26 protein-coding genes are annotated in these 26,081 nt (G+C 68.0%); 12 read left to right on the top strand and 14 right to left on the bottom strand.

The features are described 5' to 3' along the window. The first annotated feature begins 52 nt into the window (after positions 1-52). On the top strand, positions 53-988 hold the full coding sequence (locus CLU95_RS29760; RefSeq protein WP_099796911.1) for a LysR family transcriptional regulator: 936 nt from the start codon (positions 53-55) through the stop codon (positions 986-988). Between the two features lie 25 nt (positions 989-1,013). Here the strand turns inward: CLU95_RS29760 and CLU95_RS29755 are convergent, their stop codons facing one another. Genes CLU95_RS29755 through CLU95_RS29735 form a run of 5 tightly spaced genes read right to left on the bottom strand, consistent with a single transcriptional unit; the run spans position 1,014 to position 4,334 of the window. Further along, positions 1,014-1,496, bottom strand: coding sequence for a nucleoside deaminase (locus CLU95_RS29755; protein WP_099796910.1), 483 nt, complete (start codon positions 1,494-1,496; stop codon positions 1,014-1,016). A 19-nt stretch (positions 1,497-1,515) separates the two neighbouring features. Next, on the bottom strand, positions 1,516-1,851 hold the full coding sequence (uraH, locus tag CLU95_RS29750) for a hydroxyisourate hydrolase (RefSeq protein ID WP_099796909.1): 336 nt from the start codon (positions 1,849-1,851) through the stop codon (positions 1,516-1,518). A gap of 46 nt (positions 1,852-1,897) precedes the next feature. Continuing rightward, the gene (locus CLU95_RS29745) at positions 1,898-2,410 is read right to left on the bottom strand and encodes a hydroxyisourate hydrolase (protein WP_099796908.1); all 513 of its coding nucleotides are present in this window, start codon (positions 2,408-2,410) and stop codon (positions 1,898-1,900) included. Further along, a complete protein-coding gene (gene uraD / locus CLU95_RS29740) occupies positions 2,403-2,957 on the bottom strand; it encodes a 2-oxo-4-hydroxy-4-carboxy-5-ureidoimidazoline decarboxylase (RefSeq protein ID WP_099796907.1) in 555 nt (184 codons plus the stop codon). The genes CLU95_RS29745 and uraD overlap by 8 nt, the downstream gene beginning before the upstream one ends. Positions 2,958-3,008: 51 nt before the next feature. Continuing rightward, positions 3,009-4,334, bottom strand: coding sequence for an MFS transporter (locus tag CLU95_RS29735; RefSeq protein ID WP_218967473.1), 1,326 nt, complete (start codon positions 4,332-4,334; stop codon positions 3,009-3,011). A 205-nt stretch (positions 4,335-4,539) separates the two neighbouring features. Here CLU95_RS29735 and CLU95_RS29730 point away from each other — a divergent pair, with 205 nt between their 5' ends. Continuing rightward, positions 4,540-5,499 carry a LysR family transcriptional regulator gene (locus CLU95_RS29730; protein ID WP_099796905.1) on the top strand — a complete coding sequence of 320 codons (960 nt, stop codon included), beginning with the start codon at positions 4,540-4,542 and terminating at the stop codon, positions 5,497-5,499. Between the two features lie 2 nt (positions 5,500-5,501). On the opposite strand, the gene CLU95_RS30980 is transcribed toward CLU95_RS29730, so the two are convergent. The 6 genes from CLU95_RS30980 to CLU95_RS29710 all read right to left on the bottom strand — a co-directional run bounded on the left by CLU95_RS30980 (position 5,502) and on the right by CLU95_RS29710 (position 9,261). After that, on the bottom strand, positions 5,502-6,293 hold the full coding sequence (locus CLU95_RS30980) for a winged helix-turn-helix transcriptional regulator (protein WP_180288700.1): 792 nt from the start codon (positions 6,291-6,293) through the stop codon (positions 5,502-5,504). A gap of 203 nt (positions 6,294-6,496) precedes the next feature. Beyond that, the gene (locus tag CLU95_RS30975; protein ID WP_180288699.1) at positions 6,497-7,078 is read right to left on the bottom strand and encodes a hypothetical protein; all 582 of its coding nucleotides are present in this window, start codon (positions 7,076-7,078) and stop codon (positions 6,497-6,499) included. Further along, complete coding sequence (locus CLU95_RS29720) at positions 7,075-7,416, bottom strand: FimD/PapC C-terminal domain-containing protein (protein WP_180288698.1); 342 nt, start codon at positions 7,414-7,416, stop codon at positions 7,075-7,077. The genes CLU95_RS30975 and CLU95_RS29720 overlap by 4 nt, the downstream gene beginning before the upstream one ends. Further along, positions 7,413-8,108 (bottom strand): fimbria/pilus chaperone family protein, encoded by a 696-nt coding sequence (locus CLU95_RS29715; protein WP_099796903.1) that lies wholly within the window; start codon positions 8,106-8,108, stop codon positions 7,413-7,415. Before CLU95_RS29715 ends, CLU95_RS29720 begins: the two co-directional genes overlap by 4 nt. A 95-nt stretch (positions 8,109-8,203) precedes the next feature. Further along, positions 8,204-8,548: a hypothetical protein gene (locus tag CLU95_RS30775; protein ID WP_143606069.1), complete on the bottom strand. Its 345-nt coding sequence runs from the start codon at positions 8,546-8,548 to the stop codon at positions 8,204-8,206. A 50-nt stretch (positions 8,549-8,598) separates the two neighbouring features. Further along, the gene (locus CLU95_RS29710) at positions 8,599-9,261 is read right to left on the bottom strand and encodes a DUF1120 domain-containing protein (protein WP_180288697.1); all 663 of its coding nucleotides are present in this window, start codon (positions 9,259-9,261) and stop codon (positions 8,599-8,601) included. A 406-nt stretch (positions 9,262-9,667) separates the two neighbouring features. On the opposite strand from CLU95_RS29710, the gene CLU95_RS29705 reads away from it, so the two are divergent. Beyond that, positions 9,668-10,342, top strand: a complete 675-nt coding sequence (locus CLU95_RS29705; RefSeq protein WP_180288696.1) for a response regulator transcription factor — start codon at positions 9,668-9,670, stop codon at positions 10,340-10,342. Further along, positions 10,339-12,717: an ATP-binding protein gene (locus CLU95_RS29700; RefSeq protein WP_099796901.1), complete on the top strand. Its 2,379-nt coding sequence runs from the start codon at positions 10,339-10,341 to the stop codon at positions 12,715-12,717. Before CLU95_RS29705 ends, CLU95_RS29700 begins: the two co-directional genes overlap by 4 nt. A gap of 12 nt (positions 12,718-12,729) precedes the next feature. Here CLU95_RS29700 and CLU95_RS29695 read toward each other — a convergent pair whose 3' ends face one another. Further along, positions 12,730-13,617 carry a LysR family transcriptional regulator gene (locus CLU95_RS29695; RefSeq protein ID WP_099796900.1) on the bottom strand — a complete coding sequence of 296 codons (888 nt, stop codon included), beginning with the start codon at positions 13,615-13,617 and terminating at the stop codon, positions 12,730-12,732. A gap of 185 nt (positions 13,618-13,802) precedes the next feature. Between CLU95_RS29695 and CLU95_RS29690 the strand changes: the two genes are divergently transcribed. Both CLU95_RS29690 and CLU95_RS29685 read left to right on the top strand, forming a co-directional pair. Then, entirely contained in the window at positions 13,803-14,741 is a 939-nt protein-coding gene (locus CLU95_RS29690) for a tripartite tricarboxylate transporter substrate binding protein (protein WP_099797530.1), read from the top strand. Beyond that, positions 14,738-15,928: a M20 aminoacylase family protein gene (locus CLU95_RS29685; protein ID WP_099796899.1), complete on the top strand. Its 1,191-nt coding sequence runs from the start codon at positions 14,738-14,740 to the stop codon at positions 15,926-15,928. The genes CLU95_RS29690 and CLU95_RS29685 overlap by 4 nt, the downstream gene beginning before the upstream one ends. 9 nt (positions 15,929-15,937) lie before the next feature. Here CLU95_RS29685 and CLU95_RS29680 read toward each other — a convergent pair whose 3' ends face one another. Further along, complete coding sequence (locus CLU95_RS29680) at positions 15,938-16,822, bottom strand: AraC family transcriptional regulator (RefSeq protein ID WP_099796898.1); 885 nt, start codon at positions 16,820-16,822, stop codon at positions 15,938-15,940. 95 nt (positions 16,823-16,917) lie between these two features. Here CLU95_RS29680 and CLU95_RS29675 point away from each other — a divergent pair, with 95 nt between their 5' ends. The 3 genes from CLU95_RS29675 to CLU95_RS29665 are packed head-to-tail and all read left to right on the top strand — an operon-like array spanning position 16,918 to position 18,726. Beyond that, a complete protein-coding gene (locus CLU95_RS29675) occupies positions 16,918-17,466 on the top strand; it encodes a carboxymuconolactone decarboxylase family protein (protein WP_099796897.1) in 549 nt (182 codons plus the stop codon). Position 17,467: 1 nt separating this feature from the next. Then, positions 17,468-18,019 carry a redoxin domain-containing protein gene (locus CLU95_RS29670; protein WP_099796896.1) on the top strand — a complete coding sequence of 184 codons (552 nt, stop codon included), beginning with the start codon at positions 17,468-17,470 and terminating at the stop codon, positions 18,017-18,019. Continuing rightward, positions 18,016-18,726 carry an MOSC domain-containing protein gene (locus tag CLU95_RS29665; protein ID WP_099796895.1) on the top strand — a complete coding sequence of 237 codons (711 nt, stop codon included), beginning with the start codon at positions 18,016-18,018 and terminating at the stop codon, positions 18,724-18,726. Before CLU95_RS29670 ends, CLU95_RS29665 begins: the two co-directional genes overlap by 4 nt. Before the next feature lie 5 nt (positions 18,727-18,731). On the opposite strand, the gene CLU95_RS29660 is transcribed toward CLU95_RS29665, so the two are convergent. After that, positions 18,732-20,093 (bottom strand): homoserine dehydrogenase, encoded by a 1,362-nt coding sequence (locus CLU95_RS29660; protein ID WP_099796894.1) that lies wholly within the window; start codon positions 20,091-20,093, stop codon positions 18,732-18,734. Between the two features lie 317 nt (positions 20,094-20,410). Between CLU95_RS29660 and CLU95_RS29655 the strand changes: the two genes are divergently transcribed. From CLU95_RS29655 to CLU95_RS29645, 3 genes are all read left to right on the top strand, one after another. Continuing rightward, on the top strand, positions 20,411-23,104 hold the full coding sequence (locus CLU95_RS29655) for a bifunctional acetate--CoA ligase family protein/GNAT family N-acetyltransferase (protein WP_099796893.1): 2,694 nt from the start codon (positions 20,411-20,413) through the stop codon (positions 23,102-23,104). A 61-nt stretch (positions 23,105-23,165) separates the two neighbouring features. Then, positions 23,166-24,179, top strand: coding sequence for an Lnb N-terminal periplasmic domain-containing protein (locus CLU95_RS29650; protein ID WP_099796892.1), 1,014 nt, complete (start codon positions 23,166-23,168; stop codon positions 24,177-24,179). Next, the gene (locus CLU95_RS29645) at positions 24,176-26,074 is read left to right on the top strand and encodes an esterase/lipase family protein (RefSeq protein WP_099796891.1); all 1,899 of its coding nucleotides are present in this window, start codon (positions 24,176-24,178) and stop codon (positions 26,072-26,074) included. The genes CLU95_RS29650 and CLU95_RS29645 overlap by 4 nt, the downstream gene beginning before the upstream one ends. Positions 26,075-26,081 lie beyond the last annotated feature (7 nt).

The following is a 26,081-nucleotide window of genomic DNA, read 5'->3' as shown; positions in this document are numbered from 1 at the left end:
ACTGTTTGCAGATCCCAAACAATCACGGCAAACGCCCCGCAGGAGCCCTCCCATGGACCGTTTCGATGCAATGCAGGCCTTCACCCGCGTGGTGGAAGCCGGCAGCTTCACCAAGGCGGCCGACACGCTGCACATGAGCAAGACCAGCGTGACACAGCTGGTGCAGCAGCTCGAGGCCCGGCTGCGCGTGAAGCTGCTGAACCGCACCACGCGCAAGGTGAACGTCACGGCCGACGGCGCGGCGTACTACGAGCGCGCGGTGCGGCTGCTGGCCGATCTGGACGATGCCGAGACCAGCCTGTCGAGCGCCTCTGCCCTGCCCCGGGGCCGCCTGCGGGTCGACGTGCCCGGTCCGCTGGCCCGCACGATCCTCGTGCCCGCGCTGCCGGCCTTTCATGCGCGCTACCCCGACATCCAGCTCGACATGGGCGTGAGTGACCGCATGGTCGATGTGATCGGCGAGAACGTCGATTGCGTCGTGCGCGGCGGCGAACTCACCGACCCGTCGCTCATGGCACGCCGCGTGGGCGACCTGCAGCTCGGGGTCTATGCGGCGCCAGGCTACCTGGAAGGGGCCGGCACGCCCGCGCACCCGCACGAACTGGAAGACACGCACCACCGCATCGTCGGTTTCCTGTGGTCGCGCAACGGCAAGACCTTTCCGTACGCCATGCGCCGGGGCGACGAACGCGTCGACGTGCAGGGCCGCTACGTGCTCTCGGTCGACGACGGCAACGCGTATCTCGCGGCCGGTCTGGCGGGCCTGGGCATCCTCTGGTTGCCGGACTACATGGCCACACCGCACCGGGCACGCGGCGAACTGCTGCCGCTGTTCGAAGACTGGCAGCTCGATCCGATGCCGCTGTACGTGGCCTTCGCGCCGAACCGGCATGTCAGCGCGAAGCTGCGCGCGTTCATCGAGTGGGTTGCCGGGCTCATGGCGCAGCATGCGCCGGTCATCACTCGCCCTGGCGCGCCCTCCTCCTGAACCGCCCTGCTCTGCCGAGGCGCTTTCAGCCAGCCACCTTGCTCCAAGCCTCGTACAAGTCTTCATCGCTCTCGTCGCGCACCGGCATCGAATGCAGCTTCATCTCCCGCTGTTCCGGTGGCCGCGCAATCTCGACGTAGCCGCGCTCGGCCGACAGGTCAAAGGGTTCGCCGTCTTCGTTCGAGTAGGCGTAGAAAACTTCCTTCACGCCCGCGAGGTACATCGCCGTCAGGCACATCGCGCACGGGTAGCCGCTGGCGTACACGGTGCACCCCGACAGGTCGGTGCTCTTCAGCGCTTTCGCGGCGGCGCGCACGGCCTGCATCTCGGCATGGGCCGAGGGGTCGCACAGGGCGTCCACCTCGTTGACGGCGGTGGCAATCACCTGCCCGTCGCGCGCGATCACCGCACCGAAGGGCCAGGTCTTGCGTTCGCGGATGTTGCCCATGGCGAGGCGGATGGAGTCGAGCAGGTACGCGCCTGCGTTCGGGTCATGGGGGGTTGTCATTCAGGAAAAGCTCCCGCGGTCAGCTGCCGCGATAGGTGGAAAAAAACCAGGGCGCGCACAGCATCGGCACGTGGTAGTGCTGCGTGGCATCGGCGATGGCGAAGCGCACGGGCACCACGTCCGACAGCGCATCGGCCGCCTTGAAGTGGTCCCCGACGTGGAACTGCAGCTCGAACTGCCCGGTGCGCGCCGAGGCCCCGGGCAGCATGGGCGCGTCGGTGCGGCCGTCGGCGTTGGTGCGCGTGCTGTTCAGGCGCGTCGGCGGCGTGGTCGCCACGTCGTAGAGGTCGACCTTCATCCCGACGAGCGGGCGGCCGGTGGTGATGTCGAGCACATGGGTCGTGATGCCGGTCATGAGAAGCAAACTCCTTGCGGACGGATGAGGTGCGAACGGCGCTGCGTCAGCTGCCGCGCGAGTAGGTGTAGCTCCACGGGCCGAACTGGATCGGCAGGTGGATGCGCTCGGCCGCGTTGGCCACGCGAATGCGCACCGGCAGCTTCGACAGGAACGGCGGCGTGGGCAGCCGCGATGGCTTGCGCGCGAAGTACTCGTCCACGTGCAGCAGCAGCTCGTAGTCGCCGGCGCGGTAGCTGTCGCCGATGAGCAGCGGCTCGTCGGAGCGCCCGTTGCCGTTCATGGTCACGGTGCGCAGCAGCTTGAAGCCGTCGCCTTCGCGCACCGAGAAATCGATGCGCAGGCCGGTCGCCGCGGCGCCGTGGAAGGTGTCGAGCGCATGCACGGTCAGGCGCGGGCTCACGCCGTGCAGCACGACCGGACCGCTGGCCTGGGCCGGACCGGCGGGTGCGGCCGTTTGCGCAACAACGCCGTGGGGAGCCAGGGCGGCGGCGCCGAGCGCGAGGCCCGACAGCGCGAAGCGACGGCGTGCAGCAAGCGAAACGACGTTCTCAGGCATGGACCGCTCCTTGAGAGATGGACGCACCCAGCAGCGTGTCGATGCGCCCGCGGGTGATCAAACCGATCTGCGCCAGCGCCGCGCGGCGCTCGGCCTCGGTCGACTCGGCGGCGCGGCTGCGCATCGCCTCGAAGATCTGACCCTTGGTGCTGCGCCGCACGGCGATGATGAAAGGAAAACCGTGCCGCTCGCGGTACACGCGGTTCAGCCGCTGGATCTCGGCCATCTCTTCGCGGCTCAGGGCGTTCAGGCCCGCACTGCCCTGCTCGCCGACCGACTCGGCGGTCATCGTGCCGTCCTGGGCTTCGCGGCCCGCCAGTTCGGGGTGGCCGCACAGGAAGGCGAGTTGCTGGGCATCGGGGGCGCGGCGCACCACATCGAGCATGGCGTCGTGCAAGGCGTCGATGCTGGCGAAAGGCCGGAGCTGCCAGGCCGTGCGTGCGACCCAGGGCGAGTTTTCGAAAGTCGGCCCGAGTGCGGCGACGAACGCGTCGCAGTCCATGGCGTTGAGCGCCTGGAGATCGAAACGATGGGCGTGGGAAGGCATGGAGCGCATCTCCTTGTAGTCAGACAGACGGACAGAGGGGGGTGGGAAGAATCAGCGCGCAGACGTCTTCTGCAGACGCGGCACGAACAGCAGGATCAGTACGGCGGCGCAGACTTCCACCGCCGCGACCACATACAGCCCCGGCGCGAGGCTGCCGGTGGCGGTCTTGATGAGGCCCAGCATCCACGGCGCGCCGAAGCCCGCGAGGTTGGCGATCGAGTTGATCAGCGCCACGCCGCCGGCGGCTGCGGTGCCCGCCAGGAAGCGGTTGGGCATCTGCCAGAACACGGGGATCGCGCTCATGGTGCCGACGATGGCGAGCGTGAGGCCGGCCAGCACGAGGCCCGGGCTCTGGCGCAGGAACAGCGCGACCACCAGCAATGCCCCCGAACCGAGCGCCGCGGCCAGCGCGCAGTGGTAGCGCGACTCCTGGTGGCGGTCGGAGTGGAAGCCGTTCCAGATCATCCCGGCCGCGCCGCACAGGTAGGCGCCGGCCATGATCCAGCCGATGGTCAGCGGGTTGGTGAAGCCGATCTCTTTGACCAGCGTCGGGCCGTAGAAGGTGAGCGACGAGTTGGCCGCGATGATGCAGAAGAAGATCAGGATCAACAGCCAGAACTTGCCGTTCTTCAGCGAGGCCAGCATGCTGTGCTCGCGATGGCCCAGCGCCTTGCGGTCGCGCTCCAGGTCGTCGTGCACCAGCTGGCGTTCACGCGCCGTGAGCCAGTGGGCCTGCTCGGGCCGGTCGGTCAGGTAGAAATACGTGGCGATGCCGGCCAGCACCGAGGGAATGCCCTCGAGCAGCAGCACCCATTGCCAGCCGGCCCAGCCGTTCACACCGTGCATGTTGTTCATGATGAAGCCGGCCAGCGGCCCGCCGATCACGCCCGCGAAAGCCGAGGCCGACATGAACATGCCGAAGGCCTTGGCACGGCGGCCGTCCGGGAACCAGTAGGTCAGGTAAAGAATGATGCCGGGGTAGAAGCCCGCCTCGAACACGCCCAGCAGAAAGCGCAGCAGGTAGAACATCTCGGTGCTCTTCACGAACATCGTGGCGATCGAGGTCAGGCCCCAGCCGATGGTGATGCGCATGATGGTCTTCTTGGCGCCGATCTTCTGCAGCAGCAGGTTGCTCGGCACCTCGAAGAAGAAGTAGCCCAGAAAGAAGATCCCCGCGCCCAGCCCGTACGACGCCTCGCTCCACTTCAGGTCGTCGAGCATCGTCAGCTTGATGAAGCCGATGTTGACCCGGTCGATCCAGGCCAGCACCCAGAGCAGCATCAAAAAGGGAATCAGGCGAAAGATGATCTTGCGGTAGATGCCGTCCAGTTCCGCCGTGGCGGTGTGTTCCCGGATCGGCGCCAGCGTGGCGTCCATGCGCATGGTTGTCTCCATTGTGGGTGTGGACGGGACGTGCCGCCTGAGACCTTCTGTGGGTCCGCTTGCGGCTGCCATTCCCGTTGGTGGCGAACTGTAGGCAGATATCGTCGGGCTGGATCACGCTCTCTAGAATGTGCGGCATAACGGTTTGCCATGAGGGGCCCGCCGCCCGTAGCGCCCCCAGAGGCCATTTCTCTCCGCCATGTCACGCTCCCACGCCCCGATCGACACCTACCTGCTGCGCGTGCTGGTGGCCCTGGTGGCCGAACGCAGCGTCTCCCGGGTGGCAGTGCGCATGAACCAGACCCAGCCCGCCATCAGCACCGCCCTGCGCCGGCTGCGTGAGGTGTTCGCCGACCCCATCCTCGTGCGCGAGCGCAGCGGCATGGTCCCGACCGAGCGTGCGCTGCAGCTGCGCGACCGCGCACGCGGCGCACTGCTCGAAATCGACCGCATGCTCTCGGGGCCCGAGCAGTTCGAGCCCGCCTCCAGCGCGATGACCTTCCACCTCGCGCTGCCCGACTACCTGGCGATGAGCTTCCTGGCCGACGTGACCACGCGGTTCCGTGCCGAGGCGCCGCATGCACGGCTGGTGGTGCACCCGCTGAGCGTCACCTACGACTACGAGCGCGCGCTGGCTCAGGGCGAGCTCGACATCGTCATCGGCAACTGGCCGCAGCCGCCCGAGCGGCTGCACCTGTCACTGCTGCTCGAAGACGACCTGATGTGCCTCATGGGCAAGAACAATCCGCTCGCCGCCAAGGGCGCCATGACGATGGAGCGCTACATCGCGGCGCGCCACGTGGTGCCCACGCCGTATGCGGCGTCGCAGCGCGGCGTGGTCGAAACGCACCTGGCCACGCTGCGCCAGACGCGTGAGGCCTGCATTGCCGTGCCCTACTTCACCGTGGCGCCGCACCTGCTGGTGGGCACCGACCTGGTGTTCACCACCGCGCGCCATTTCGCGATGCAGTTCGTGGATACGTTGCCGCTGGTGGCGGTGCCGGCGCCGCAGGGCTTTCCGCGCATGCGCTTCTACCAGCTGTGGCACGACCGCTCGCAGCACGAGCCGGCGCACCGCTGGCTGCGCGGCATCCTGGCGGCGGTGGCGTCGGGGCTGGCGCGGCCCGATGCGGCGCCTGCCGACGCACAGGCCGCCTAGCTTCAGTGCGCGCCCGGCGCGCTTTCAGTTGCGCTCAACCGGTAGCCGTGCCCCGGAACCGCCTGCAGTTCCAACCCGTGGCGTCCGGCGCTCAAGCCGAGCTTGCGGCGCAGGCGGCACACGTTGGTGGAGAGCACCCCGGAGCCGCAGCGAGGGCCGCGGTCCCACACCAGCGAGCGCAGCCCGTGGTGGGTCAAGACCCGGTCGACGTTCCTGAACAGCGCGATGGCCAGTTCGAATTCATTGGGCGTCAGGTCGACCCGGGTGCCGGCCACCTGTGCGCTGTCCGCAGAGAGGTCGAGGCGAAACGCCCCCCATTCGACGAACATGTCCAGCATCGGTGTCCGGCGCTGCTGCAGGAAAGACCGCATCAGGAGGTACGCCTCTTCGAATGAAGACGGCGTGACCTCCACGTGATCGGACGCGTGCGCATGCAAGACCGCCAACTCGCGGACGCCGCGTTTGCCGGCGCTCATGACCAGCGGGCACTCCGGGCCTGCCTGTTCTCGCACCTGGGCCATCAGCGTGCTTGCAGCGCCGACGTCGACCGGGCATGCCACAACCACGGCAGCAAAGCGGGGTTCGAAGTAGCGGCACGCCTGTGTCAATTCCAGTGTGCTGGTGAAGACCATTGGCCAGTGGCCGAGCCTGCGGATGGCACGCCCCATCAGGCTTCGGGTCTGGAGGTCGGGGTCGATCACCGCAATGGTGCAGGACTCGGACTCGCTCAACAAGATGGGCAGTCGCCGCGTGGTCAGGAGGGTGGTGGGGACAGTGCAATGACTCTGCTTCAAGGATCGCTCCAGAGATGGATCGGACTTCGCATCGCTTTCTGGGCAAGTTGAATATCGGGCCGGGACAGCCTCCAAGGGCGGTCCCGTTTCTTGCGATCCATTGTTTTCGCCGAGCGGTTTTCCCCCAATAGGGATGCATCGAAAAGTCGGGCCAACGGCTTCGGGATGGTTCGAAAACGGGCGGCACACGGCCCCCGCCCGATCTAACGGCGCAGCACCTCGAAACGCCCCGCGCCCTCCCACCTGCTTTCGCCCGCAACGCGCGTCGCAGCGGCCCCCACGAACGGCTCGATCTCGAGCTGCACCGTCAGGCGTTGGCCTTGGGCCAGGCCCGCGCCGTCCACCGGAGACATCCTGTCGCCGGGCCGAAGGACAGGCGACGGTGCCAGGCCCGTGGCGTCCACCTGCGGTGCAGCCAGGCGAACGGGTTTGCCGTCGAGCTGCGCATCCAGCATCCTGAGTGTGAAGCGATCGTTTGTGGCAAACCGAAAACCTGTGTCGTCTGCTGCCGCGCCCTGGAACGAAAGCTCCATCGCCGTGCGCTCGGCGCACACCGCCGTGAGCGTCACCCGGCGCTTGCCCAACGATGCCCGGGCGGGGTCGGGTTGGCGTTCCTGCAGTTGTGCGCGGGTCATCCGTCCATAGTCGACGAGCGACTCGCTCAGTTGCGCATCGCAGTGTGCCGATGCCAGCGCGTGAACCCGCGTTCCTGCCAGTGTGGAAAGCGCGGCAAGCGCAATACCGAACACCGCGCTTCTGCGGCGCAGGCTTCTTGTGATGATCATTGGTGTGCTCCCGTGGCCGTGCAGGTGGCGTCGGCCGATTCAAAGTAGGTGGATGCGTCGGATGTCTCCGGCAGCGAAAAATCGAGCTTGCAGGTGTCGCCATTCGACAACGTGACCCTCAGGTTCGCGCCGCCGTGCACATCGGGCAGAAAGACCTGCCCGCGGTCCACGACCGAGGTGACGTACTGGTTGTCGCCGTCGACCACGGCCAAGCCCTTCTCGAGCACCTTCCCCTCGGGGCCGATGGCCTTCAGGAGAACCCGGCGGGCATTGATCACACCGAACCGGATGTGGTTCACCGATCCGCGGCCTGCATCGAGCTCCTGATAGCCGTTCACCAGGTCGACGTTGCGAGGCAGCGATCGGGTCGCAATCTCCAGCCGGCTCGTGTGGTACCCCGGGCGGCGACCGGCAGGGCAACGTCCACCGTCTCACCGGGAAGCACATAGGGGCGCGGCAACTCGACCGTCGCGGTCGACGGGAGCAACTGGACCGAGGCTGCCATGCGCACCACGTACGGGCTGTCGTTCCTGACGCGCAGCGTGTCGGCCCCGGCCGACCATTTCAGTCGCTTCCACGGCTGGTCGTCCTGCGCCAGGCCCTTGGGATGAATCAGCACCGGCAGGTTCTGGCGAACGTTCATGTTCACGCGGATGCCCGGCTCCTTGTTCTTCGGAGGGATGCCCTCGAAGATCACGCGCCGCAGGCGCTGCGTCCTGAGCGGCTGATGGGTCTGCAACAGAAAGCGCACGAGCTGCGTTTCACCGGGCTCGACGCGGGCGACCGGCGGGGTCACGATCAGCAGGGTTTCGTCGTCCCCGGGGATGCCCGTCAACGACGTGAACATGAGGGCCGGCTTGGCGTCCGTGTTCTTGACGTTGATGCTGGCTTCGCCATCGCTCTCGTTGACGATGACGACGGAAGTTTCCGGCAGCATGCCTGCGGCATGGAGCGGCAGCGGGGCGAGGGCCACGATCAGTGCGGTCGAGGCAGACAGTGCGAAAACAAAAGTCGCGGGGATGAAGTTCATGGTTCTCTTTCCTCTTTCCGGACGAGCGCGTCCGCCGTCTCGAAAGGGGTGTTTCGAGAAGAATCAAAAATGGAGATGGATCGACGGGCTGTTCGTCAGCCGTGACGCCAGAGGGTTGCGCCGGGCACCATGGCCGACGCAACCCTGTCTCGAGCGGAGGGCCCGCCCGATACGGCCGTGTTGCTTACAGGTAGACGAGTTCGAACGTCGACAGGCCATCCAGCGGGATCCGGTGCGTCAACGGCAGGTTGTTGCCCTTGTCGATGGCGGTTGCCACACGGATAGTCGACCACGCCGCCGCCTGCAAAGGCGAGCGTGCAAGCGGACGGCACGATGGCGCCGGAGATCCGGAGCTCGGCACTTTCGGCGCTCGCACCGGCAGGCGCGAACATCGCGGCGGCCACGCCAGCGACAGCGGCAAGCGCTGCAATTTTCTTCATGGGTATTTCCTTGAGGACTTCAAAAAAACGGACTTTCCGTCAGCCGAGGTTCAGAGGTAGACGAGTTCGAACGTCGACAGGCCATCCAGCGGAATCCGTTGGGTCAACGGCAGGTTGCTGCCCTTGTCGATGGCAGTGACCACACGGATATCGGCCGTGACGGAGGTGTGGGGGCCCGGCGTCGTTCCCGTGGCGCTGCCGGCGAATGCAACGATCTGGCTGCCGTCCACGGTCATGCCGCCGGCAAAGTCCGACCAGGTGGTTCCGCCGTCTGCGCTGTGGATGTGTTTGGTGGTGCCTTGATCGGCGGTCTCGTTCGTGATCTGCAACGAATAGGCGCCGATGTTCTTGCCGTCCACAGCACCCAGGCCGAACTTCGAGCTCGCGTCATACGTCGGGATGGTTTCCAGCGAAGCGACCGCGGTCCCCGCGCGTTCGTCGATCACCTTGAAGGCAAACAGCGCAGACGCCTCGCAGGTCAGGGTCAGTTGGATCGACTTGTCCGCCAACGTGGTCTGGGCCGTCGGGTTCAGCGAGCCGGCGGACATGGCGCCGTAGTCGACCACGCCACCGCCTGCGAAGGAGGGCTTGCAGGCGGACGGCACGATGGTGCCGGTGATCCGGAGCTCGGCACTTTCGGCGCTCGCATGGACGGGCGCGAACATCACGGCGGCCACGCCGGCGATCGCGGCGAGAGTTGCAATTTTCTTCATACGTATTTCCTTAAGAATCAAAAAAAGTTTCAACGAGGGATTCGTCGAGACCCACCCATGGCCCCGAAACGATGCTTTCGACGGCATCGGAACAAGCCCAGATCCAAAAAGCAGTGCGGCATTTCAAGGGCCTTGCGCCTGTTGCAAGAAGCCGGCGTCTGTGAGCCTTTTCGTCCGGCTCATTGTTCTTTTCGGGCGCTTCTCCCGATATAGGAATGCAACGAAAAATCGCAGGGGCGGTCTAGGGATAGTTCTAAATTTCGATCCGAGCGGCAGGCGCGAAGCCGCTCTTCCCTTGTGAAACCTGGTCGAAATCCGTTGTCGTGCGCGCGGCCACTTGCCCCCCCGTTTTGGCGGTGTTGACGCGTTGGCAAGCGGCCTACGATTCGTCCACTGGGAGGTCCTGATGACACGCCTCACCGCGCAGCCGCTTCGCCTGATGGTCCTCGACGATCACGCGGTGGTCCGGCATGGCCTGATCACCCGATTGGCCGACGAGCCCGATCTGTCGGTGGTCGGCAGCTATGGCACCAGCCGCGAACTGCTCGGTGCCCTGGCCACCCTGCCGGTCGATATCGTTCTCATGGATTTCTCGCTCGGCCCTTCGGACATCGACGGGCTCAATCTCATCCGGGCACTGACGGTTCGGCATCCGCGCAGCAAGACGATCGTCATCTCCGCGCACTACAGCGTGGCCACCGTGGCCCTGGCGCTGAAGGCCGGCGCGCGCGGCTACGTCGGAAAGGGCCAGGAACTGGGCGAGCTGGTCGCGGCCATCCGCACGGTGAGCAAGGGCCGCATCCACCTGCATCCCCACATGGCGGCGGACATCGCGAGCCACGCCGAAGCGTCGCCCGGCCCCACCAACGCCGAAGCGCTCACGAAGAACCCCCTGCTTTCCCCGCGCGAGCGCGAGGTGCTGCGTTGCTGCCTGGAAGGCCTGTCGGTCACGCAGATCGCCGCGAAGTTCTCTCGCAATGTGAACACCATCAGCACGCAAAAACAGGCGGCGTTCCGCAAGCTGGGCATTCGACGGGACAACGAGCTGTTCAAGATCCGCCACCAGCTGGACAAGACATGAGGCGCAGGAACTTTTTCAGGCGAGTGGCCCTGTGGTCCATGTGGCCTGTATGGGTCGCGATGGCGCTCCCGGCCAACCTCGCGCGGGCGCAGACGCTGCCCGTCTTCACCGAGGAAGAGCAGCGCTGGATGAACGCGAACCCGGTCGTACGGTATGCAGCAGACACACGGCTGAGCCCCCTGGAATACACCGAGAACGGCCGCTACAAAGGGTTGATCGCGGAGTACCTTGACGCGGTCGCCCGCAAATCGGGCCTGCGCTTCGAGTTGCTCCCCACGCGGGACTGGCAGGAAGCGCAGCAGGCCTTTCTGGAAGGCAAGGTCGACATGTTTCCGAACACCAGCGCCCAGCGAACCACGCGCGAGGTCGGCGCCAAGCTGCGCTTGACCGATCCTTTCTTCGTCGCACAAACCATCATCGTCACGCGGACCAATGCCCCGATCGTCCTGCACATGAAGGATCTGGACGGCAAAGTGGCGGCCGTGCGCGGCGGGGGGTCTTACGCCCATGTTTTCGCCGAGCGTTTTCCCGGTGTCCGCGTGCTTGCGACCAGCGAACCGATGGAGAGCCTCGATGCGGTGATCGCCGGAGAGGCCTACGCCGCCATCGGCTCCGACGCGGTGTTTCTGCCCATGCTGCGCCGCAGGTATGCAAGTCAGTTGAGCATCTCCGGCGCAATCGGCGACCTCTTGTACGTCGCCCAGATGGGCGTTCGCGCAGACCTGCCGCTGCTGCACGCCATCGTGGAGAAGTCGCTGCGCAGCCTCTCAGCGGCAGAAACCGGTCAGATGAACGACCGATGGCTGGAGCAGACCGACTTCGGCGAGCCGTCGCTGTTGTCGATCATCCGGTACCGCTTGCCGCAGCTGTTGATGCTCCTGGGCGGGGTCGTGCTGCTCGGCTGGTTCGCCTGGCGCGCCCGCGTGGCACAGCGCGCCGCACAGAAGAGCGAGCGCACCAAGTCGCACTTTCTGGCCGTCATGAGCCACGAGATCCGCACGCCCATGAACGCGGTGCTGGCCTCCATCGAGCTGCTGGCGCACACGCCGATGGATGCGCGGCAGAAGCGGTTCACGCGCACCGCCTCCGCCGCCGCCGAAGCGCTGCTGTCGCTGCTGGACGACGTGCTCGACCTGTCGAAGCTGGATGCCAAGCGCCTCGAACTGGAACTGATCCGCACCGACGTCGACGCGCTGGCGCAGAAGGTGGCGCATGTGGCGCGCGTGAACACGCAGGAAAAGAAGCTGGTCATCGAGGTACGCACGAGCAACCCGTCGGGCCGGCAGGTGCTGATCGATCCCACACGGCTGCGGCAGGTGCTGCTCAACCTGCTGGGCAACGCCGTGAAGTTCACCGAGCACGGGCGCATCGATGTGACGCTGGAGCTTCTCGACGATGGCGACATGAACGGCCTGCTGACGGTCACCGTGAGCGACACCGGCATCGGCATCGAGCCCTCGCAACAGGCCGCCCTCTTCGATGCCTACGCGCAGGCCGACAACGCCACCACCCGGCGCTTTGGCGGCACGGGCCTGGGACTGACCATCTGCAAGGAGCTGGTCGAGTTGATGGGCGGAGAGATCCGACTGACCAGCCGCCTCGGTGCAGGCACCTCGGTCGAGTTCTCCTTGCCGGTGCGGCTTGCATCGCCCGCACAAGCCTCGTCCAAGGATGGCAGTGTGGCGCGTGGCGTGCAGTCCTTCGGTACGGTGGCCACCGTGTTGGTCGTGGAGGACCATCCAGGCAACCAGTTCATCATTGCCGAGCAGTTGCGCACGCTGGGGTATGAAGCGCGGATTGAAGCCGATGGCGCGGCGGCGCTGGCCGCGCTCGAGCTGCCGCATTCCTTTGCGCTCGTGCTCATGGACTGCCACATGCCTGGCATGAGCGGCTACGAAGCGACGCGCCGCATCCGTGAGCGCGAGCGCCAGGCAGGTGCCAGCCATCTGCCCGTGATCGCGATTTCGGCTGCGACCGACTTGGCGCATCTCGAAAAATGCATGGACAGCGGGATGGGCGGCGTGCTCAAGAAGCCGCTTCGCCTGGACGAGCTGTCGAGCATGCTGCAGCTCTGGCTGGGCGGCGCGCCCTCGTCGCCGCAACGGCCCGACACGGCCTTGCCGCCGCAGTTTCACGAGGCCATGGCGGAAGATCTTGCGGCGTTGCGTCGGGCGTTCGCTGCGGGCGACACCGCAGGCGCGGCGCACCATGCGCACCGCATCAGGGGCGCGGCCTTGATGGTCGACGCTGCGGCCGTGGCAGCGCCCGCCGATGCGTTGGAGGAAATCGCCCGCGACGAAACCGCTTCGGATCACATGCGCGTGGCGGACCTGCTGGACGAACTCCAGCTTGCGCTGTCTGCGGCGGCGTCCTGAGCAGGCGGCGCCCTACTCCCCCGCCATCCGCTCCTTCATCAATCGGCGAAGAATATCCAGCGCCGGCGCCTCGGTGCGCTGACGCAAGGTCACCAGCCCGAAGCGCGCCGTGCCGCGCATCGGCGGCTCCATCCGCAACTCGACCAGGTCGGGTGCCGACTCGTGCACCGCGAGAAGCACCGTGTCGCTCTGGCGCACCACGTCGGCGATGCTGGGCAGCTCTTCGCACTGCAGCGTCACGCAGTTGGCAGGATGAGCTTGCGGGCCGTAGGTCTCGACCAGCCCGCGCGCCACCTCGTCGCTCAGCGGCGTCGAGGCGATCGGGTAGCGCTGCACCGCCTCGAAACTCACGCCCTTGCGCATCCGTGTGAGCGGATGGCCGCGGCGGCACAGGAAGGCGCCACGCAGTTCGTACACGTGGGTCAGCACCAGGTCGGGCGCGGGCTTGAGCGCACGCGCATCGACCACCAGCGCATCGAGGCTGCGCTCGCGCAGCGCCTGCGCCAGCAGGTCGGTGCTGCCGCGCGCGATCTCCGTGCGCACGGCCGGATGGTGCTTGGCCATGTGCAGCAGGAAGGGCGTCATCAGCAGCGCGCCCGGCCCGGAGCCCAGCCCGATGCGCACCGTGCCGCCCTCGCCTTCGCGCATCTGCCGGCCGCGGTCGCGCAGCGCCTCGGCCTCCGACACCAGCAGCCGCGCGCGCTCCAGCACCTCGCGCCCGAAGGCTGTGAGCTCGTTGCGCCGGCCGATGCGGTCGAACAGCGGCATGCCCAGCTCGTCCTCGAGCGCGCGCACGCTGCGGCTGAGCGCGGGCTGCGTCAGGTGCAGGGCTTCGGCCGACTTGCTGAACGAGCCCGTGTGGGCCAGCGAAATCAGGTGCCTCAGTTGAACCAGCGTCATGGCGAAAGCCTCGTTATTTCGAATGCATTGGACTCATGCTAATGCAGACAACAATGCATTGGACGTTCGACAGGCTCGCTCCTAGCATCCCCTTGCATCCGGCCACACGAGCCGGCTTCCCACGAAGGAGACATGATTTGACGACCTCGTTCTTCCGTTCCGCGCTCTGCCTCGCCTGCGGGCTGATGCTGGCCGCGGGCCCCGCCAGCGCCGACAGCTTTCCCACCAAGCCCGTGAACCTGATGGTTCCCTACCCGGCCGGCGGCCCTTCGGACGCCACCGCGCGCATCTTCACCGTGCCGCTGGGCAAGGCGCTGGGCCAGCAGGTGATCGTGGAGAACCTGGGCGGCGTGAGCGGCGCCATGGCCGCGCAGAAGGTGCTGGCCGCGCCGGCCGACGGCTACTACATCTTCCAGGGCTCGCCCAACGAAATCATCCTGTCGCCGCTGGCCAATGCGGCCGTCAAGCTCAAGGCCGAAGACTTCCGCATGGTCCACCCCGTCGCCGAGGCCGTGATGGTCTTCGTCGCGCGCAAGGACCTGCCGGCCAACAGCGTCGACGAGCTCATTGCGCTGGCGCGCAAGTCGGCCGACAAGCCGCTGTCGTACGGCAGCGTGGGCATCGGCTCGCTCTACCACCTGATCCTAGAGAAGGTGCAGCTGGACACCGGCGTGAAGCTCATGCACGCGCCCTACAAGGGCAACGCGCCGCTGCTGCAGGACATCGGCGGCGGCCAGGTCGACTTCGCCGTGCTGGTCTACAGCGCCGCCATGGGTGCGCTGGCCGAACAGGGCCGGCTGAAGATCCTCGGCCAGCTCGGCGGGCAGCGCTCCGAGCTGCTGAAGAACGTGCCCACGGCCAGCGAAGGCAAGGAGCTGAAGAACGTCAACTACAAGACCTGGAGCGGCTTCTTCGTGCGCAAGAACACGCCCGAAGACGTGGTGCAGAAGCTGCACCAGGCCATCGGCACGACGCTGAAAGAAAGCAGCGTGCGCGAGCAGCTCGCAGCCCAGACGCAGCAGGCCTCGCCATCGACCACGCTGGCCGACTCCGCGAAGTTCTACGAGGCCGAAACCGCGCGCTACCGCGACATCGCCAAGTCCATCCGACTGGAGCCCCAATGAGCACCACCACCGCCCTCCTGAACGACCTGCACGCCAGCGCCGACACCTTCATCGGCATCCGCCGCGACATCCACCAGCACCCTGAACTCGGTTTCGACGAGCACCGCACCTCGGCGCTGGTGGCCGAAAAACTCGAAGCCTGGGGCTACACCGTCGAGCGCCGCATCGGTGGCACCGGCGTGGTGGGCCGGCTGGTGCGCGGCAAGGGCACGCGCCGCCTCGGCCTGCGCGCCGACATGGACGCCCTGCCCATCGACGAAGCCACGGGCCTGGCCTACGCCAGCGCGCACACCGGCGTGATGCACGCCTGCGGCCACGACGGCCACACGGCGATGCTGTTGGCGGCTGCCCAACACCTGGCCGAACGCGGGCGCTTCGACGGCACGCTGAACCTGATCTTCCAGCCCGCCGAAGAAGGCGGCGGCGGCGCGGTGCGCATGATCGACGACGGCCTGTTCGAGCGCTACCCCTGCGACGCCATCTTCGCAATGCACAACATGCCCGGCATGGCGCAGGGCCGGCTGGCCATGCGCGAAGGACCTGCCATGGCCTCGTCCGACTACGCCACGATCACGCTCACCGGCGTGGGCGGCCACGGCGCCATGCCGCACCGCGCGGCCGACCCGATCGTGGCCGCCGCCAGCACCGTGATGGCGCTGCAGAGCGTGGTCTCGCGCAACATCGACCCGCTGCAGATGGCCGTGGTGACGGTGGGCGCCATCCACGCCGGCAAGGCCAACAACGTGATCCCGCAGAGCGCCGTGCTCGAACTCAGCGTGCGCGCCCTCGACCGCGACGTGCGCAAGAAAATCGAAACCCGCGTCAAGGCGCTGGTGGCCTCGCAGGCCGAAAGCTTCGGCGTGCAGGCGCAGATCGACTGGCGGCCCGGCTACGCGGTGCTGGTCAACACGCCCGAAGAAACCGCCTTTGCGCGCACCGTGGCCGAAGAACTCGTGGGCGCGGCGCAGGTCACCTGGCAGACACCGCCGCTGTCGGGCAGCGAAGATTTCGCCTTCATGCTGGAACGCGTGCCCGGCTGCTACCTGCTCATCGGTAATGGCGACGGCGACGCGCACGGCGCCTGCATGGTCCACAACCCGGGCTACGACTTCAATGACAGCAATGTGGCAGTGGGCGGCGCCTACTGGGTGCTGCTGACCGAGCGATTTCTGCGTGCGCCGGATTGAACTGAACGCTCAGGCAGATTGCCGCGCGAGCCATTCGCGCGGCGACACGCCGACCTTCTGCGCGAACAAGCGCGACAGCGCAGAAGCATTCGCGTAGCCGAGGCTGTCGGCAATCGTCTTGACCGACGCGCCCGTGCGCAGCTCGGCCTGTGCAATCGTCAGGCGCCAGTGCGCGAGGTAGTCCGCCGGCGTCGCGCCCACCACCGACTTGAAGCGCGCCGCGAACGCGCTGCGCGACATGCCGGCTTCCGCGGCCATCTGTTCGAGCGGCCACGGCTCGCCCGGCCGTTCGTGCAGCGCGACCAGCACGCGCGCCAGCTGCGGGTCGCCCAGGCCCGTCAACAAGCCGGCGGGCACGCCGCTCTCCTGCGGATGGTCGAGCAGCCAGCGCAGCAGCTGGATCAGCACCACCTCGAACAGCCGGTCGGCCAGCAGGCGATGGCCGCACAGCACGCGCCCGGTTTCCGCGAACAGCAGCGCCAGAGAGGCTTCGAGGCCGTCGACCGCATTCAGCGGCAGCTGCACCAGCGGCGGCAAGGCACGCACCAGCGGGTGCGCCTCGCCGCCGTCGAAGTCGACCGTGGCGCAGACGAAATCCGCGCCTTCCGTGGGCGCGTTGTGGAAGTCGTGCGCCAACGGGCGCGGATAGAACAGCAGGCTGGGCTCCTTCACGACCAGCTTGCGTGGCACGCCGGCCGAACGCACCGACGGCGCCGAATGCGTGACGACCATCTCGCCGCGCCGCATCACATGCAGGAAGCTGCGCCCCTCCTTCGCCGCGAAGTGCGTCACGCCGCACAGCGGCCCCGTATGGAACAGATGGGCCCGGACACGGAAGCGCTCGAGCAGAGACGAGAGCCTGTCGATGGGCGGTGACGATGATGCGCTCGGCATTGGACGAAAAGGTATGTTGAATGGATGAAAGCGTTCAAATCATACGGATTCCGGGAAGACACTGCTTCCATCGTCATCACTGGAAGGAAGTCTTCATGCCCCGCATCAACCTCGTCTCGGACACCGCCGCCACCGGCGACACCCAAGTCTTGCTCTCTCAAATCCACGGCGCCTTCGGCGCCACGCCCAACATGTTCCGCGCCGTCGCCAACTCGCCCGCGGCGCTGCGCAGCCTGTGGGGGTCGTTCGGCGCGCTCGGCAGCGGCGTCATTCCGGCGCAGCTCGGCGAGCAGATCGCCGTGGCGGTCGCCGATCGCAACGCCTGTCACTACTGCCTTGCAGCGCACACCGCACTGGGCCGCAAGGCGGGTGTGTCCGCCGCCGACATGACGGCCGCGCAGGCCGGCGAATCGGCCGACCCGCGCACGGCGGCGGCGCTGCGCTTTGCGCTGAAGCTCGTCGACGCGCGCGGACAGATCGACGACGCCGACGTGCAAGCCCTGCGCGCCGTGGGCTTCGACGACCGGCACATCGTCGAGATCCTCGCGCACGTGGCACTCAACCTGTTCACCAACTACGTGAACGTGGCCTTCCAGGCGCCGGTGGATTTCCCGCAGGTGAAGCTGCGCACCGAGGCGGCCTGACATGGCCTGGCCGCACCCCGAGGCGCCCGAGCTGCAGGTCGCCCAATGGCTCAACAGCGACGCACCCGTCACGCTCGCGTCGCTACGGGGCCGGGTCGTGGTGCTGCACGCGTTCCAGATGCTGTGCCCGGCCTGCGTGTCGCACGGCCTGCCGCAGGCGAAGAAGACGCGGCAACTGTTCGCAGAGAAGGACGTCGCGGTGATCGGCCTGCACACGGTGTTCGAGCACCACGACGTCATGACGCCCGCCGCGCTCGACGCCTTCGTGCGCGAGTACCGCTTGGGCTTCCCGATCGGCATCGACCAGCCCTCGCCCACCGGCGGCATCCCCGCCACGATGCGCGACTACCAGTGGCAGGGCACGCCGAGCACGGTGCTGATCGACCGGCGGGGGCGCCTGCGCATGAGCCACTTCGGGCTGATCGACGACATGGCGCTGGGCGCCGCCATCGGGCAGCTTGCGGCTGAAGACATTCCCGCGCATCTCATTGCGCAGCCTGCAGATGACGTGCCGCCTGATGGCTCGTGCAACGACAACGGCTGCCCCGCATGACTCCACAGACCACCCTGCCCATCGACGCATTGCTCGTCGGCCCCGTGGCCCTGCTGCCCGACGGCCGTTCGCGCAGCGGCATCCGCAAGACGCCGACAGCCGACGCGCTGTGGCTCTCGCCCACCGGCCTGCAGGGCGATGCGCAGGCCGACCTGCGCGTCCACGGCGGCGTCGAGAAGGCCGTGCACCACTACCCGCGCGAGCACTACGCAAGCTGGGCGTCGGCAAGCCAACAAAGCGAGTTGCTGACCCACGCGGGCGCTTTCGGCGAGAACATCTCGACCACCGGCTGGGACGAATCGGCCGTGTGCATCGGCGACGTGATCCAGCTCGGCGATGCACACGTGCAGGTGTCGCAAGGCCGCCAACCCTGCTGGAAGCTCGACGCGCACTTCGGCGTGCCCGGCATGGCGCGCGAGATGCAGGCGCGCGGCTGCACGGGCTGGTACTACCGCGTGCTCGAACCCGGCTGGGTGCGGGCCGGCGCCATGGCCACGCGCGTGGAACGGCCGCACCCCGAGTGGCCGCTGTCGCGCCTCATCGCGCTGCTGTTTTCGCGCGACGCGCGCTTCATGCCTGAGTGGGAACAGGCCGCCGCCCTGCCCGTGCTGGCCGAGCGCTGGCGCGCCACGTTCCGCAAGCGGGTGGATGCGGGGCGCGTTGAAGACTGGGAGCCGCGGCTGCGCGCACCCGCGCCCGATATCTGAGCGCCTCAGTCGTCTAGCGTTTCCACGCGCAGCGCGATCACCGGGCCCACCACGACCGGGCTCGCCTGCAACGCATGCAGCACGAGATCGACCGTCCCCTGCAACGCCGATTCGGTGATCACCAGAACCTGCGGCGCCGCGTCGGCCGGCCCGTTCGCCAGCACCAGTTGCAGCACCGGCAAGCGTTGCGCGGCCAGCAGCTCGGCCACGGCGGCGATGTCGGTCGCCGCCTGCACCGGCACCCGCAGGTAGTGCGCGCTGCGCACGGCCGCGCGCGGCAGCACCGGTAGTTCGCGCACCGCATGCGCGTGGAAGCCGGTGTGCGGTACGCGCTGGCCGGCGTGGGTGCCGTCCAGGCGCGCCACGTCGACCAGGTCGGCGATCACGGCCGAGGCGGTCTGCTCCGAGCCGGCGCCCGCGCCGTAGTACATCGTGACGCCCGCCGCGTCGGCCTTGACCATGATGCCGTTCATCGAGCCGTTGACCTGCGCGAGCAGGTGCGTCGCCGGCACCAGCGCGGGCTGCACGCGCAGCTCCACGCCTTCTTCGCGGCGACGCGCCACGCCCAGCAGCTTGACGCGAAAGGCCAGCTGCTCGGCGCAGGCCACGTCGAGGCGCTGCAGCGCGGTGATGCCCTCGATCTGCGCGTCAGCGAAGCGCACCGGCATGCCGAAGGCGTTGGCGGCCAGCAGCGCGGTCTTGTGGGCGGCGTCGACGCCCTCGATGTCGAAGGCCGGGTCGGCCTCGGCATAGCCCAGCGCCTGGGCCTGCGCGAGCGCGTCGGCGAAGTCCAGGCCCTCGTCGCGCATCTTGCTCAGGATGAAGTTGGTGGTGCCGTTGACGATGCCCGCCACCCATTCGATGCGGTTGGCGGTGAGGCCCTCGCGCAACGCTTTCACGATGGGGATGCTCACCGCCACCGCGCCTTCGTACATCACGGCCACGCCATGCGCGCTGGCGGCGGCGAAGATCTCGGGGCCGTGCACGGCCAGCAGCGCCTTGTTGGCCGTGACCACGTGCTTGCCGTGGGCAATGGCGGCCAGCACCCAGTCGCGCGCCGGGCCGGTGCCGCCGGCCACCTCGACCACCACATCGACATCGGGGTCGGTGGCGACCTGCATCGGGTCGGCCGTGAGCGTCACGCCCTCGCCCACGATGCCCTGGGCGCGCGCGAGGTTGCGTGCCGCCACCACCGTCACCTCGATGCCGCGCCCGGCGCGGGCGGCAATGAGCTCCTGGTTGCGGGCCAGCACGCGGAAGGTGCCCGAGCCCACGGTCCCGATCCCGATCATGCCGACGCGCAAGGGGCGAATGGCCGCGCCGTGGCTGGGCTGGGGCAGGAAGGACGAGACGGGATCGCGGTACATGGGCTTCTCCAAACAACGAACGAACAAGACAAAAACAAAAAAACCCAGCTGCCAGCTGGGTTTCGTTCATTCGGGAGAAGAGACACCAGGTGGCTGCCGGAGCGGCCACCTGCGCGAGCTAGGGGGCCGCGGCGGTCATGGTGGTAATCATTCGTGCATTCACTGCGTCGCTCGTTCGCACGCAAGCGGCGCACGGCATCGTGCGGCCGATAACGGCGGCGCTGGATGCTGCAACAGGGGAAAGTGAAAGGCACGACATGAGCCGGCGAGTGTACACGCGGTGCTTGCGGCAGGCCCCGATCCGGGCAAACTAGGGCATGGACAAGCATTTCCTGACCCCCCTGTTCGCCCCCGCGTCGATCGCGGCCTTCGTCGGCGAGCCCAGCGATCCGGGCGGCCAGACCGCCCTGGGCCGCACGCTGCGCGAAGCCTTCCGCGCCGACCGCTTCGACGGCACGCTGCGCTTCATCGACATCCGCACGCAGGGCACGCTCGAAGAGCTGGCGCAGACGCATGCCGACCTGGCGCTGATCGCGCTGGCGCCGCGCGACGTGGCCGCCGCGCTCGAAATCGCGGGCCGCATCGGCTGCAAGGCCGCGGTGGTCATCTCCACCGGCATCGCCGCCGACCAGGCCGCGCAGTGGCGCAAGATCGCGCGCCGCGAAGGCGTGCACCTCTTGGGCCCCAACTCGCTGGGCTTCCAACGCCCGCCGCTGCATCTGAACGCCAGTGTGGCCGGCCCGCTTGCGCGCACCGGGCCGCTGGCGCTGGTGTCGCAGTCGGGCGCGCTCACGGCGTCGATGCTCGACTGGGCGCGGCAGAACGGCGTGGGTTTTTCGAGCGTGGTCTCGCTCGGGCCGCACACCTCGGTCGACATTCCGCAGGTGCTCGACTTCCTGGCCAACGACGCCGCCACGCACAGCATCATCGTGTACCTCGAAGGCATTGCCGACGCGCGCCGCTTCATGAGCGCGCTGCGCTCGGCCTCGCACGCCAAGCCGGTGGTCGTGCTCAAGGCGGGCCGCAAGCCCGCCGGCAACGAGGCCGCGCAGACGCACAGCGCCGCCATCGTGGGCAGCGACGACGTGTTCGACGCCGCCTTGCGCCGCGCGGGCGCGGTGCGGGTGCGCTCCTTCATCGAGCTGTTCTCGGCCGCCAAGTGCCTGGCCTCGCGCTACCGGCCCGTGGGCAAGCGGCTGGCCGTGGTCACCAACGGCGGAGGCCCCGGCGTGCTCGCAGCCGACTGGATCAACGAGATCGGCCTCGACCTGGGCCGTCTCTCGGCGCCCGCGCAGAAGCTGCTGCAGCCCTCGCTGCCCGCGCTCGCGTCGCTCACCGACCTCATCGACCTGTCGGAAGACGCCACGCCCGCGCACTTTCGGGCGGCCATCGACACGGCCTCGGCCGACAGCCAGATCGACGGCGTGCTCGCCATCTTCTCGCCCAAGGCCGGCGTCGACGCTGCTGCCACAGCGCGCGCGCTGGCCGACGTTCCGCGCCCCATGCCCAAGCCGCTGCTGGCGTGCTGGATGGGCGATGCCTCAGTGGGCAACGCACGGGCCGTGCTGGCCGAGGCCACCATTCCGAGCTTTCGCACGCCCGAGGCGGCCGTGGGCGCCTTCGGCAACATCGCGGCCTTCTATCAGAACCAGCAGCTGCTGCAGCAGACACCGCCGCCGCTCTCGGCGCTGGCCAAGCCCGACATCGACGGCGCACGCCTGCTCATCGAGAGCGTGCTGGCCGAGCGGCGCAAGGTGCTGACCGAGATGGAGTCGAAGTCGCTGCTGTCGTGCTTCCACATCCCGATCACGCGCACCTTGCTCGCGCGCAGCGCCAACGAGGCCATGATGATCGCCACGCAGCTGGGCTTTCCGGTGGCGCTGAAGATCGACTCGCCCGACATCTCGCACAAGTCCGACGTCGAGGGCGTGGCGCTGAACGTCATGAACGGCACCAGCGCACGCGACACCTACCTGGAGATGATGGAGCGCGTCGCGCAGCTCGCGCCCGACGCCCGCATCAACGGCGTGACCGTGCAGAAGATGGTGCGCGCGCGGCGCGGGCGCGAAATTTACGTCGGCCTCGTGACCGACCAGCCCTTCGGCCCGGTGATCGTCTTCGGCGCGGGCGGCACCATGATCGAACTCATGAACGACCGCGCCATGGAGCTGCCGCCGCTCAACCAGTTTCTGGCGCGCCACCTCATCGAGCGCTCGCGCGTGGCCGAGACGCTGGGCGAATGGCGCGGCGCCAACGCGGTGAACATGGAGGCCATTGAAGACGTGCTGCTGCGCGTGTCTGAAATGGTGTGCGAGCTGCCCGAGCTGCGCGAGATGGACATCAACCCCATCATCGTGGACGAGCACGGCGCGGTGTCGGTCGATGCGCGCATCGTGGTCGACAGCAGCACGCAGGCGGTGGGCGGGCCCGTGGGCAACGGCTACCAGCACCTGGCCATCATGCCGTACCCCGCGCGCTATCGGCGCGAATGGCCGCTGCCGGGTGGTGGCGCGTACGTCGTGCGGCCGGTGCACCCGAACGACGCGCAGATGCTGCAGGCGCTGGTGCAGGGCCTGTCGCCCGAGAGCCGCTGGTTCCGCTTTGTCTCGCGCTTCCACGAGCTGCCGCCGTCGATGCTGTCGCGCTTCACGCTCATCGACTACGACCGCGAGATGGCGCTGGTCGCCACCATCATGGAACGCAGCACCGCGCCCGACGGCACCGTGCTCGACACCGAGCGCATCGTGGGCGTGTCGCGCTACATCACCAACCCCGACCAGACCAGCTGCGAGTTCTCGCTCGTGGTGGCCGACGAGTTCAGCGGCAAGGGCATCGGCTCGCGCCTGATGGAAAGCATCATCGACGTGGCGCGCGACCGCGGCCTGTCCGAAATGGACGGACTGGTGCTGGCCGGCAACCCCGACATGCTCAAGCTGGTGCGCCGGCTGGGCTTCACGGTGAAGTCGTTCCCCGAAGACCCGGACTTCAAGCTCGTGACCTACCCGCTGTAGCCCATCGGAGGGTGGCTGCAACTCGACGAGAATCGGCCGCCCTCCACCTCCGCGTTTCTTCATGCTCCGAATCCTTCTGCGCTCCCTCGGCCGTCTGCTGGTGAGCTTCGCCGTGCTGTTGTCCGCTGCCTGGGCCTGCGCGGCCCTCTGGTATCAGTTGCCGGTGGCCGCGCCGCTCAAGGTCGGCGCGATGGTGTTGTGGGGCCTCTTCGGCCTGGCGGCGATCGTGCTCGTGTGGCGCGGCAAGGCGGCCCGGCCGCTGCTGTCGTATGCCATCGGCTTCGCCATGCTGCTCGGGTGGTGGAACACCATCCAGCCTTCGCAGGACCGCGAATGGGCCGACGATGTGGCGCGCCACCTGAAGCCGCGCGTCGAAGGCAACGTGGTCACGATGGAGAACATGCGCAACTTCGACTGGCGCAGCAACACCGACTACACCGTGCGCTGGGACACGCGCCGCTACGACCTCGACCGTCTGCGCTCGGTCGACGTGTCGCTGTCGTACTGGACCGGCCCGGCCATCGCCCACACGCTGGTGTCCTTCGGCTTCGACGACGGTCAGTTCGTCACGTTTTCCATCGAAATCCGCAAGGAACGCGGCGAGAGCTTCTCGTCCATCGGCGGCTTCTTCAAGCAGTTCGAGAACAGCCTGGTGGCGGCCGACGAGCACGACATCCTGCGCGTGCGCACCAATGTGCGCGGCGAAGACGTCTACATGTACCGCGTGCAGCTGCCGCCGGCCGAGATGCGCTCGCTGTTCCTCGGCTATGTGGGCGAGGCCGAGGCCCTGGCGCGCGCGCCGAGCTTCTACAACACGCTCACGGCCAACTGCACGACCATCGTCTACGACCTCGCCAAACATGTCGTGCCCGGCCTGCCGATGGACTACCGCCTGCTGGCCTCGGGCTACCTGCCCGAGTACCTGCACGACGTGGGCGGCCTGACGCCGGGGCTGAGCATGGACGCGCTGCGCAGCGCCGGCCGCATCACCGACCGGGCCCTCGCCACGGACAAGCAACCCGGCGTGAACTTCTCGCAAGCCATCCGCCACGGCCTGCCGGGCGCTGCGCCATGAGGCGCATCAGCTTCCTCGCCCTGCTGCTGGCCCTGTCGCTGCTCACCGGCTGCGCCGGCGTCACGGTCGGCACCATCTCGCCGGCCGAGTACCTTGCGCAGCGGCGCGGCGACGTGCTCACCACGGGCACGCTCAGCAGCTCCGCGCAAGAGGTGCTGCGCGTCATCGGCTCCGACGCCGACCAGTGCCGCAAGGACGGCCGTGCCTGCCGCCAGAACCTCGCCACCTCGGCCGGCCTGAGCGACGAGCAGCGGCTGTCGGCGCTGTCCGAGGTGTGGCTGCAGCTCGCGCTGGCGGGTGGCGATGGCGGCTCGGCCGCGCAGCCCACCGCGCCCGAGGCCATCGACGCCTGGCTCGAGACCGCGCGCCATGCCTACGCCTACCTGTTCTTCACCGCACGCAAGCCGCGCGACCGCGCCTTCGAAGACCGCCAGACGCAGGTGCGCGACTACTACAACTACGCGGTGCAGCGCGCCATCACCGGCCTGTTCAGCCGCTACCGCAAGGACGACATGCCGGTGGCCAGCATTCCGCAGGTGAGCGGCTGGCGCATCGACGCCGACCTGTCGGCGGTGCAACTCGCGCCCGACACGCCGCCGCCGCAAGAGCTGATTCCCGCCGCCTCGCTGACCTTCTCGGGCCTGCGCAACATCTACCGCCGCGACGGCTTCGGTGCCGAGTTGGTGGCCGCGAGCAACGAGCGGCCGACCGATGCCCAGGCCAAAGAAGACGCGCCGCCTTTCAGCGAAACCCCCTTCCCCGCCCTCACCGCGCTGCTGCAGTTCGACGGCACCACCCTGCAGGACGTGCTGGCCACGCGCACGCTGCGCATCGCCGTGTTCGACCCCTACCGCACCAGCACGATCCAGCTGGCCGGCGAGGAGATTCCGCTGGCCGCCAACTTCACCTCGGGCTACGGCCTGTGGCTGGCCCGCTCCGACTTCGCGCTGCAGGCGCTGCGCAGCCTGTTCGGCGGCGCCGAAGGCCTGACCCGGCCGCACATCTACCTGATGCAGCCCTACGACCCGAAGCGCCGCACCATCGTCATGCTGCACGGCCTGGCCAGCAGCCCCGAGGCCTGGATCAACGTCGCGAACGAAGTGCTCGGCGACGAAACGCTGCGCCGCCGCTACCAGATCTGGCAGGTGTACTACCCGACCAACGCCCCGCTGCCGCTGAACAACCTCGCCATCCGCGAAGCCATCACGCAGACGCTCGCGCACTTCGATCCGCAGGGCCGCGCCGAGGCGTCGCGCAACGTCACGCTCATCGGCCACAGCATGGGCGGCGTGCTCTCGCGCCTCCTGGTGTCGTCGTCGGGCGAGGTACTGTGGGACGCGCTGAGCGAGGGCTACCCCATGCAGGGCGCGCAACGCCGCCGCATCGAGCAAGGACTCGGGCCGTACCTGCGCTTCGAACCCCTGCCGGAGGTCAGCGACGTCATCTTCATCGCCTCGCCGCACCGCGGCACCTCGTTCGCCAACAAGCGCATCTCGCGCTGGGTGGCCAACCTCATCACGCTGCCCGTGGCGATGCTGGGTCAGCTCAACGACGTCTCGCGCGAGCTGATGCGCCTGGCGCCCAGCTCGCAGGACCTGGGCCCGCTGCGCATTCCCAACAGCATCGACAACCTCAGCGACCGCGACCCCTTCGTGCGCGTGTCGTCACAGCTGCCGCTGAGCCCGAAGGTGCGCTTCCACTCCATCATCGGCAACGACACACCCGGTGTGCCGTTGGCCGAGTCGAGCGACGGCATCGTGCCCTACACCAGCGCGCACCTCGACGGCGCGGTATCGGAGCTGGTGATTCCGTCGGCGCACAGCGTGCAGGAGAACCCGCTGGCGATCCTGGAGATCCGGCGCATCCTGCGGGAGCAGCTGCAGCGCGTGCCCTGAAAGCGAT

It is taken from the genome of Variovorax sp. 54 (assembly GCF_002754375.1).
GTDB lineage: Bacteria > Pseudomonadota > Gammaproteobacteria > Burkholderiales > Burkholderiaceae_C > Variovorax.
Note: the sequence above shows the minus strand (reverse complement) of the source record. Positions and strands in the feature narration are given on the sequence as shown.

Excerpts from the sequence above, each read along its gene's own strand:
- CLU95_RS29760 (WP_099796911.1), top strand. The coding sequence starts at position 53 with ATGGACCGTTTCGATGCAATGCAGGCCTTCACCCGCGTGGTGGAAGCC.
- CLU95_RS29755 (WP_099796910.1), bottom strand. The coding sequence starts at position 1,496 with ATGACAACCCCCCATGACCCGAACGCAGGCGCGTACCTGCTCGACTCC.
- uraH (WP_099796909.1), bottom strand. The coding sequence starts at position 1,851 with ATGACCGGCATCACGACCCATGTGCTCGACATCACCACCGGCCGCCCG.
- CLU95_RS29745 (WP_099796908.1), bottom strand. The coding sequence starts at position 2,410 with ATGCCTGAGAACGTCGTTTCGCTTGCTGCACGCCGTCGCTTCGCGCTG.
- uraD (WP_099796907.1), bottom strand. The coding sequence starts at position 2,957 with ATGCCTTCCCACGCCCATCGTTTCGATCTCCAGGCGCTCAACGCCATG.
- CLU95_RS29735 (WP_218967473.1), bottom strand. The coding sequence starts at position 4,334 with ATGGACGCCACGCTGGCGCCGATCCGGGAACACACCGCCACGGCGGAA.
- CLU95_RS29730 (WP_099796905.1), top strand. The coding sequence starts at position 4,540 with ATGTCACGCTCCCACGCCCCGATCGACACCTACCTGCTGCGCGTGCTG.
- CLU95_RS30975 (WP_180288699.1), bottom strand. The coding sequence starts at position 7,078 with ATGATCATCACAAGAAGCCTGCGCCGCAGAAGCGCGGTGTTCGGTATT.
- CLU95_RS29715 (WP_099796903.1), bottom strand. The coding sequence starts at position 8,108 with ATGAACTTCATCCCCGCGACTTTTGTTTTCGCACTGTCTGCCTCGACC.
- CLU95_RS30775 (WP_143606069.1), bottom strand. The coding sequence starts at position 8,548 with ATGAAGAAAATTGCAGCGCTTGCCGCTGTCGCTGGCGTGGCCGCCGCG.
- CLU95_RS29710 (WP_180288697.1), bottom strand. The coding sequence starts at position 9,261 with ATGAAGAAAATTGCAACTCTCGCCGCGATCGCCGGCGTGGCCGCCGTG.
- CLU95_RS29705 (WP_180288696.1), top strand. The coding sequence starts at position 9,668 with ATGACACGCCTCACCGCGCAGCCGCTTCGCCTGATGGTCCTCGACGAT.
- CLU95_RS29700 (WP_099796901.1), top strand. The coding sequence starts at position 10,339 with ATGAGGCGCAGGAACTTTTTCAGGCGAGTGGCCCTGTGGTCCATGTGG.
- CLU95_RS29695 (WP_099796900.1), bottom strand. The coding sequence starts at position 13,617 with ATGACGCTGGTTCAACTGAGGCACCTGATTTCGCTGGCCCACACGGGC.
- CLU95_RS29690 (WP_099797530.1), top strand. The coding sequence starts at position 13,803 with ATGCTGGCCGCGGGCCCCGCCAGCGCCGACAGCTTTCCCACCAAGCCC.
- CLU95_RS29685 (WP_099796899.1), top strand. The coding sequence starts at position 14,738 with ATGAGCACCACCACCGCCCTCCTGAACGACCTGCACGCCAGCGCCGAC.
- CLU95_RS29680 (WP_099796898.1), bottom strand. The coding sequence starts at position 16,822 with ATGCCGAGCGCATCATCGTCACCGCCCATCGACAGGCTCTCGTCTCTG.
- CLU95_RS29675 (WP_099796897.1), top strand. The coding sequence starts at position 16,918 with ATGCCCCGCATCAACCTCGTCTCGGACACCGCCGCCACCGGCGACACC.
- CLU95_RS29670 (WP_099796896.1), top strand. The coding sequence starts at position 17,468 with ATGGCCTGGCCGCACCCCGAGGCGCCCGAGCTGCAGGTCGCCCAATGG.
- CLU95_RS29665 (WP_099796895.1), top strand. The coding sequence starts at position 18,016 with ATGACTCCACAGACCACCCTGCCCATCGACGCATTGCTCGTCGGCCCC.
- CLU95_RS29660 (WP_099796894.1), bottom strand. The coding sequence starts at position 20,093 with ATGTACCGCGATCCCGTCTCGTCCTTCCTGCCCCAGCCCAGCCACGGC.
- CLU95_RS29655 (WP_099796893.1), top strand. The coding sequence starts at position 20,411 with ATGGACAAGCATTTCCTGACCCCCCTGTTCGCCCCCGCGTCGATCGCG.
- CLU95_RS29650 (WP_099796892.1), top strand. The coding sequence starts at position 23,166 with ATGCTCCGAATCCTTCTGCGCTCCCTCGGCCGTCTGCTGGTGAGCTTC.
- CLU95_RS29645 (WP_099796891.1), top strand. The coding sequence starts at position 24,176 with ATGAGGCGCATCAGCTTCCTCGCCCTGCTGCTGGCCCTGTCGCTGCTC.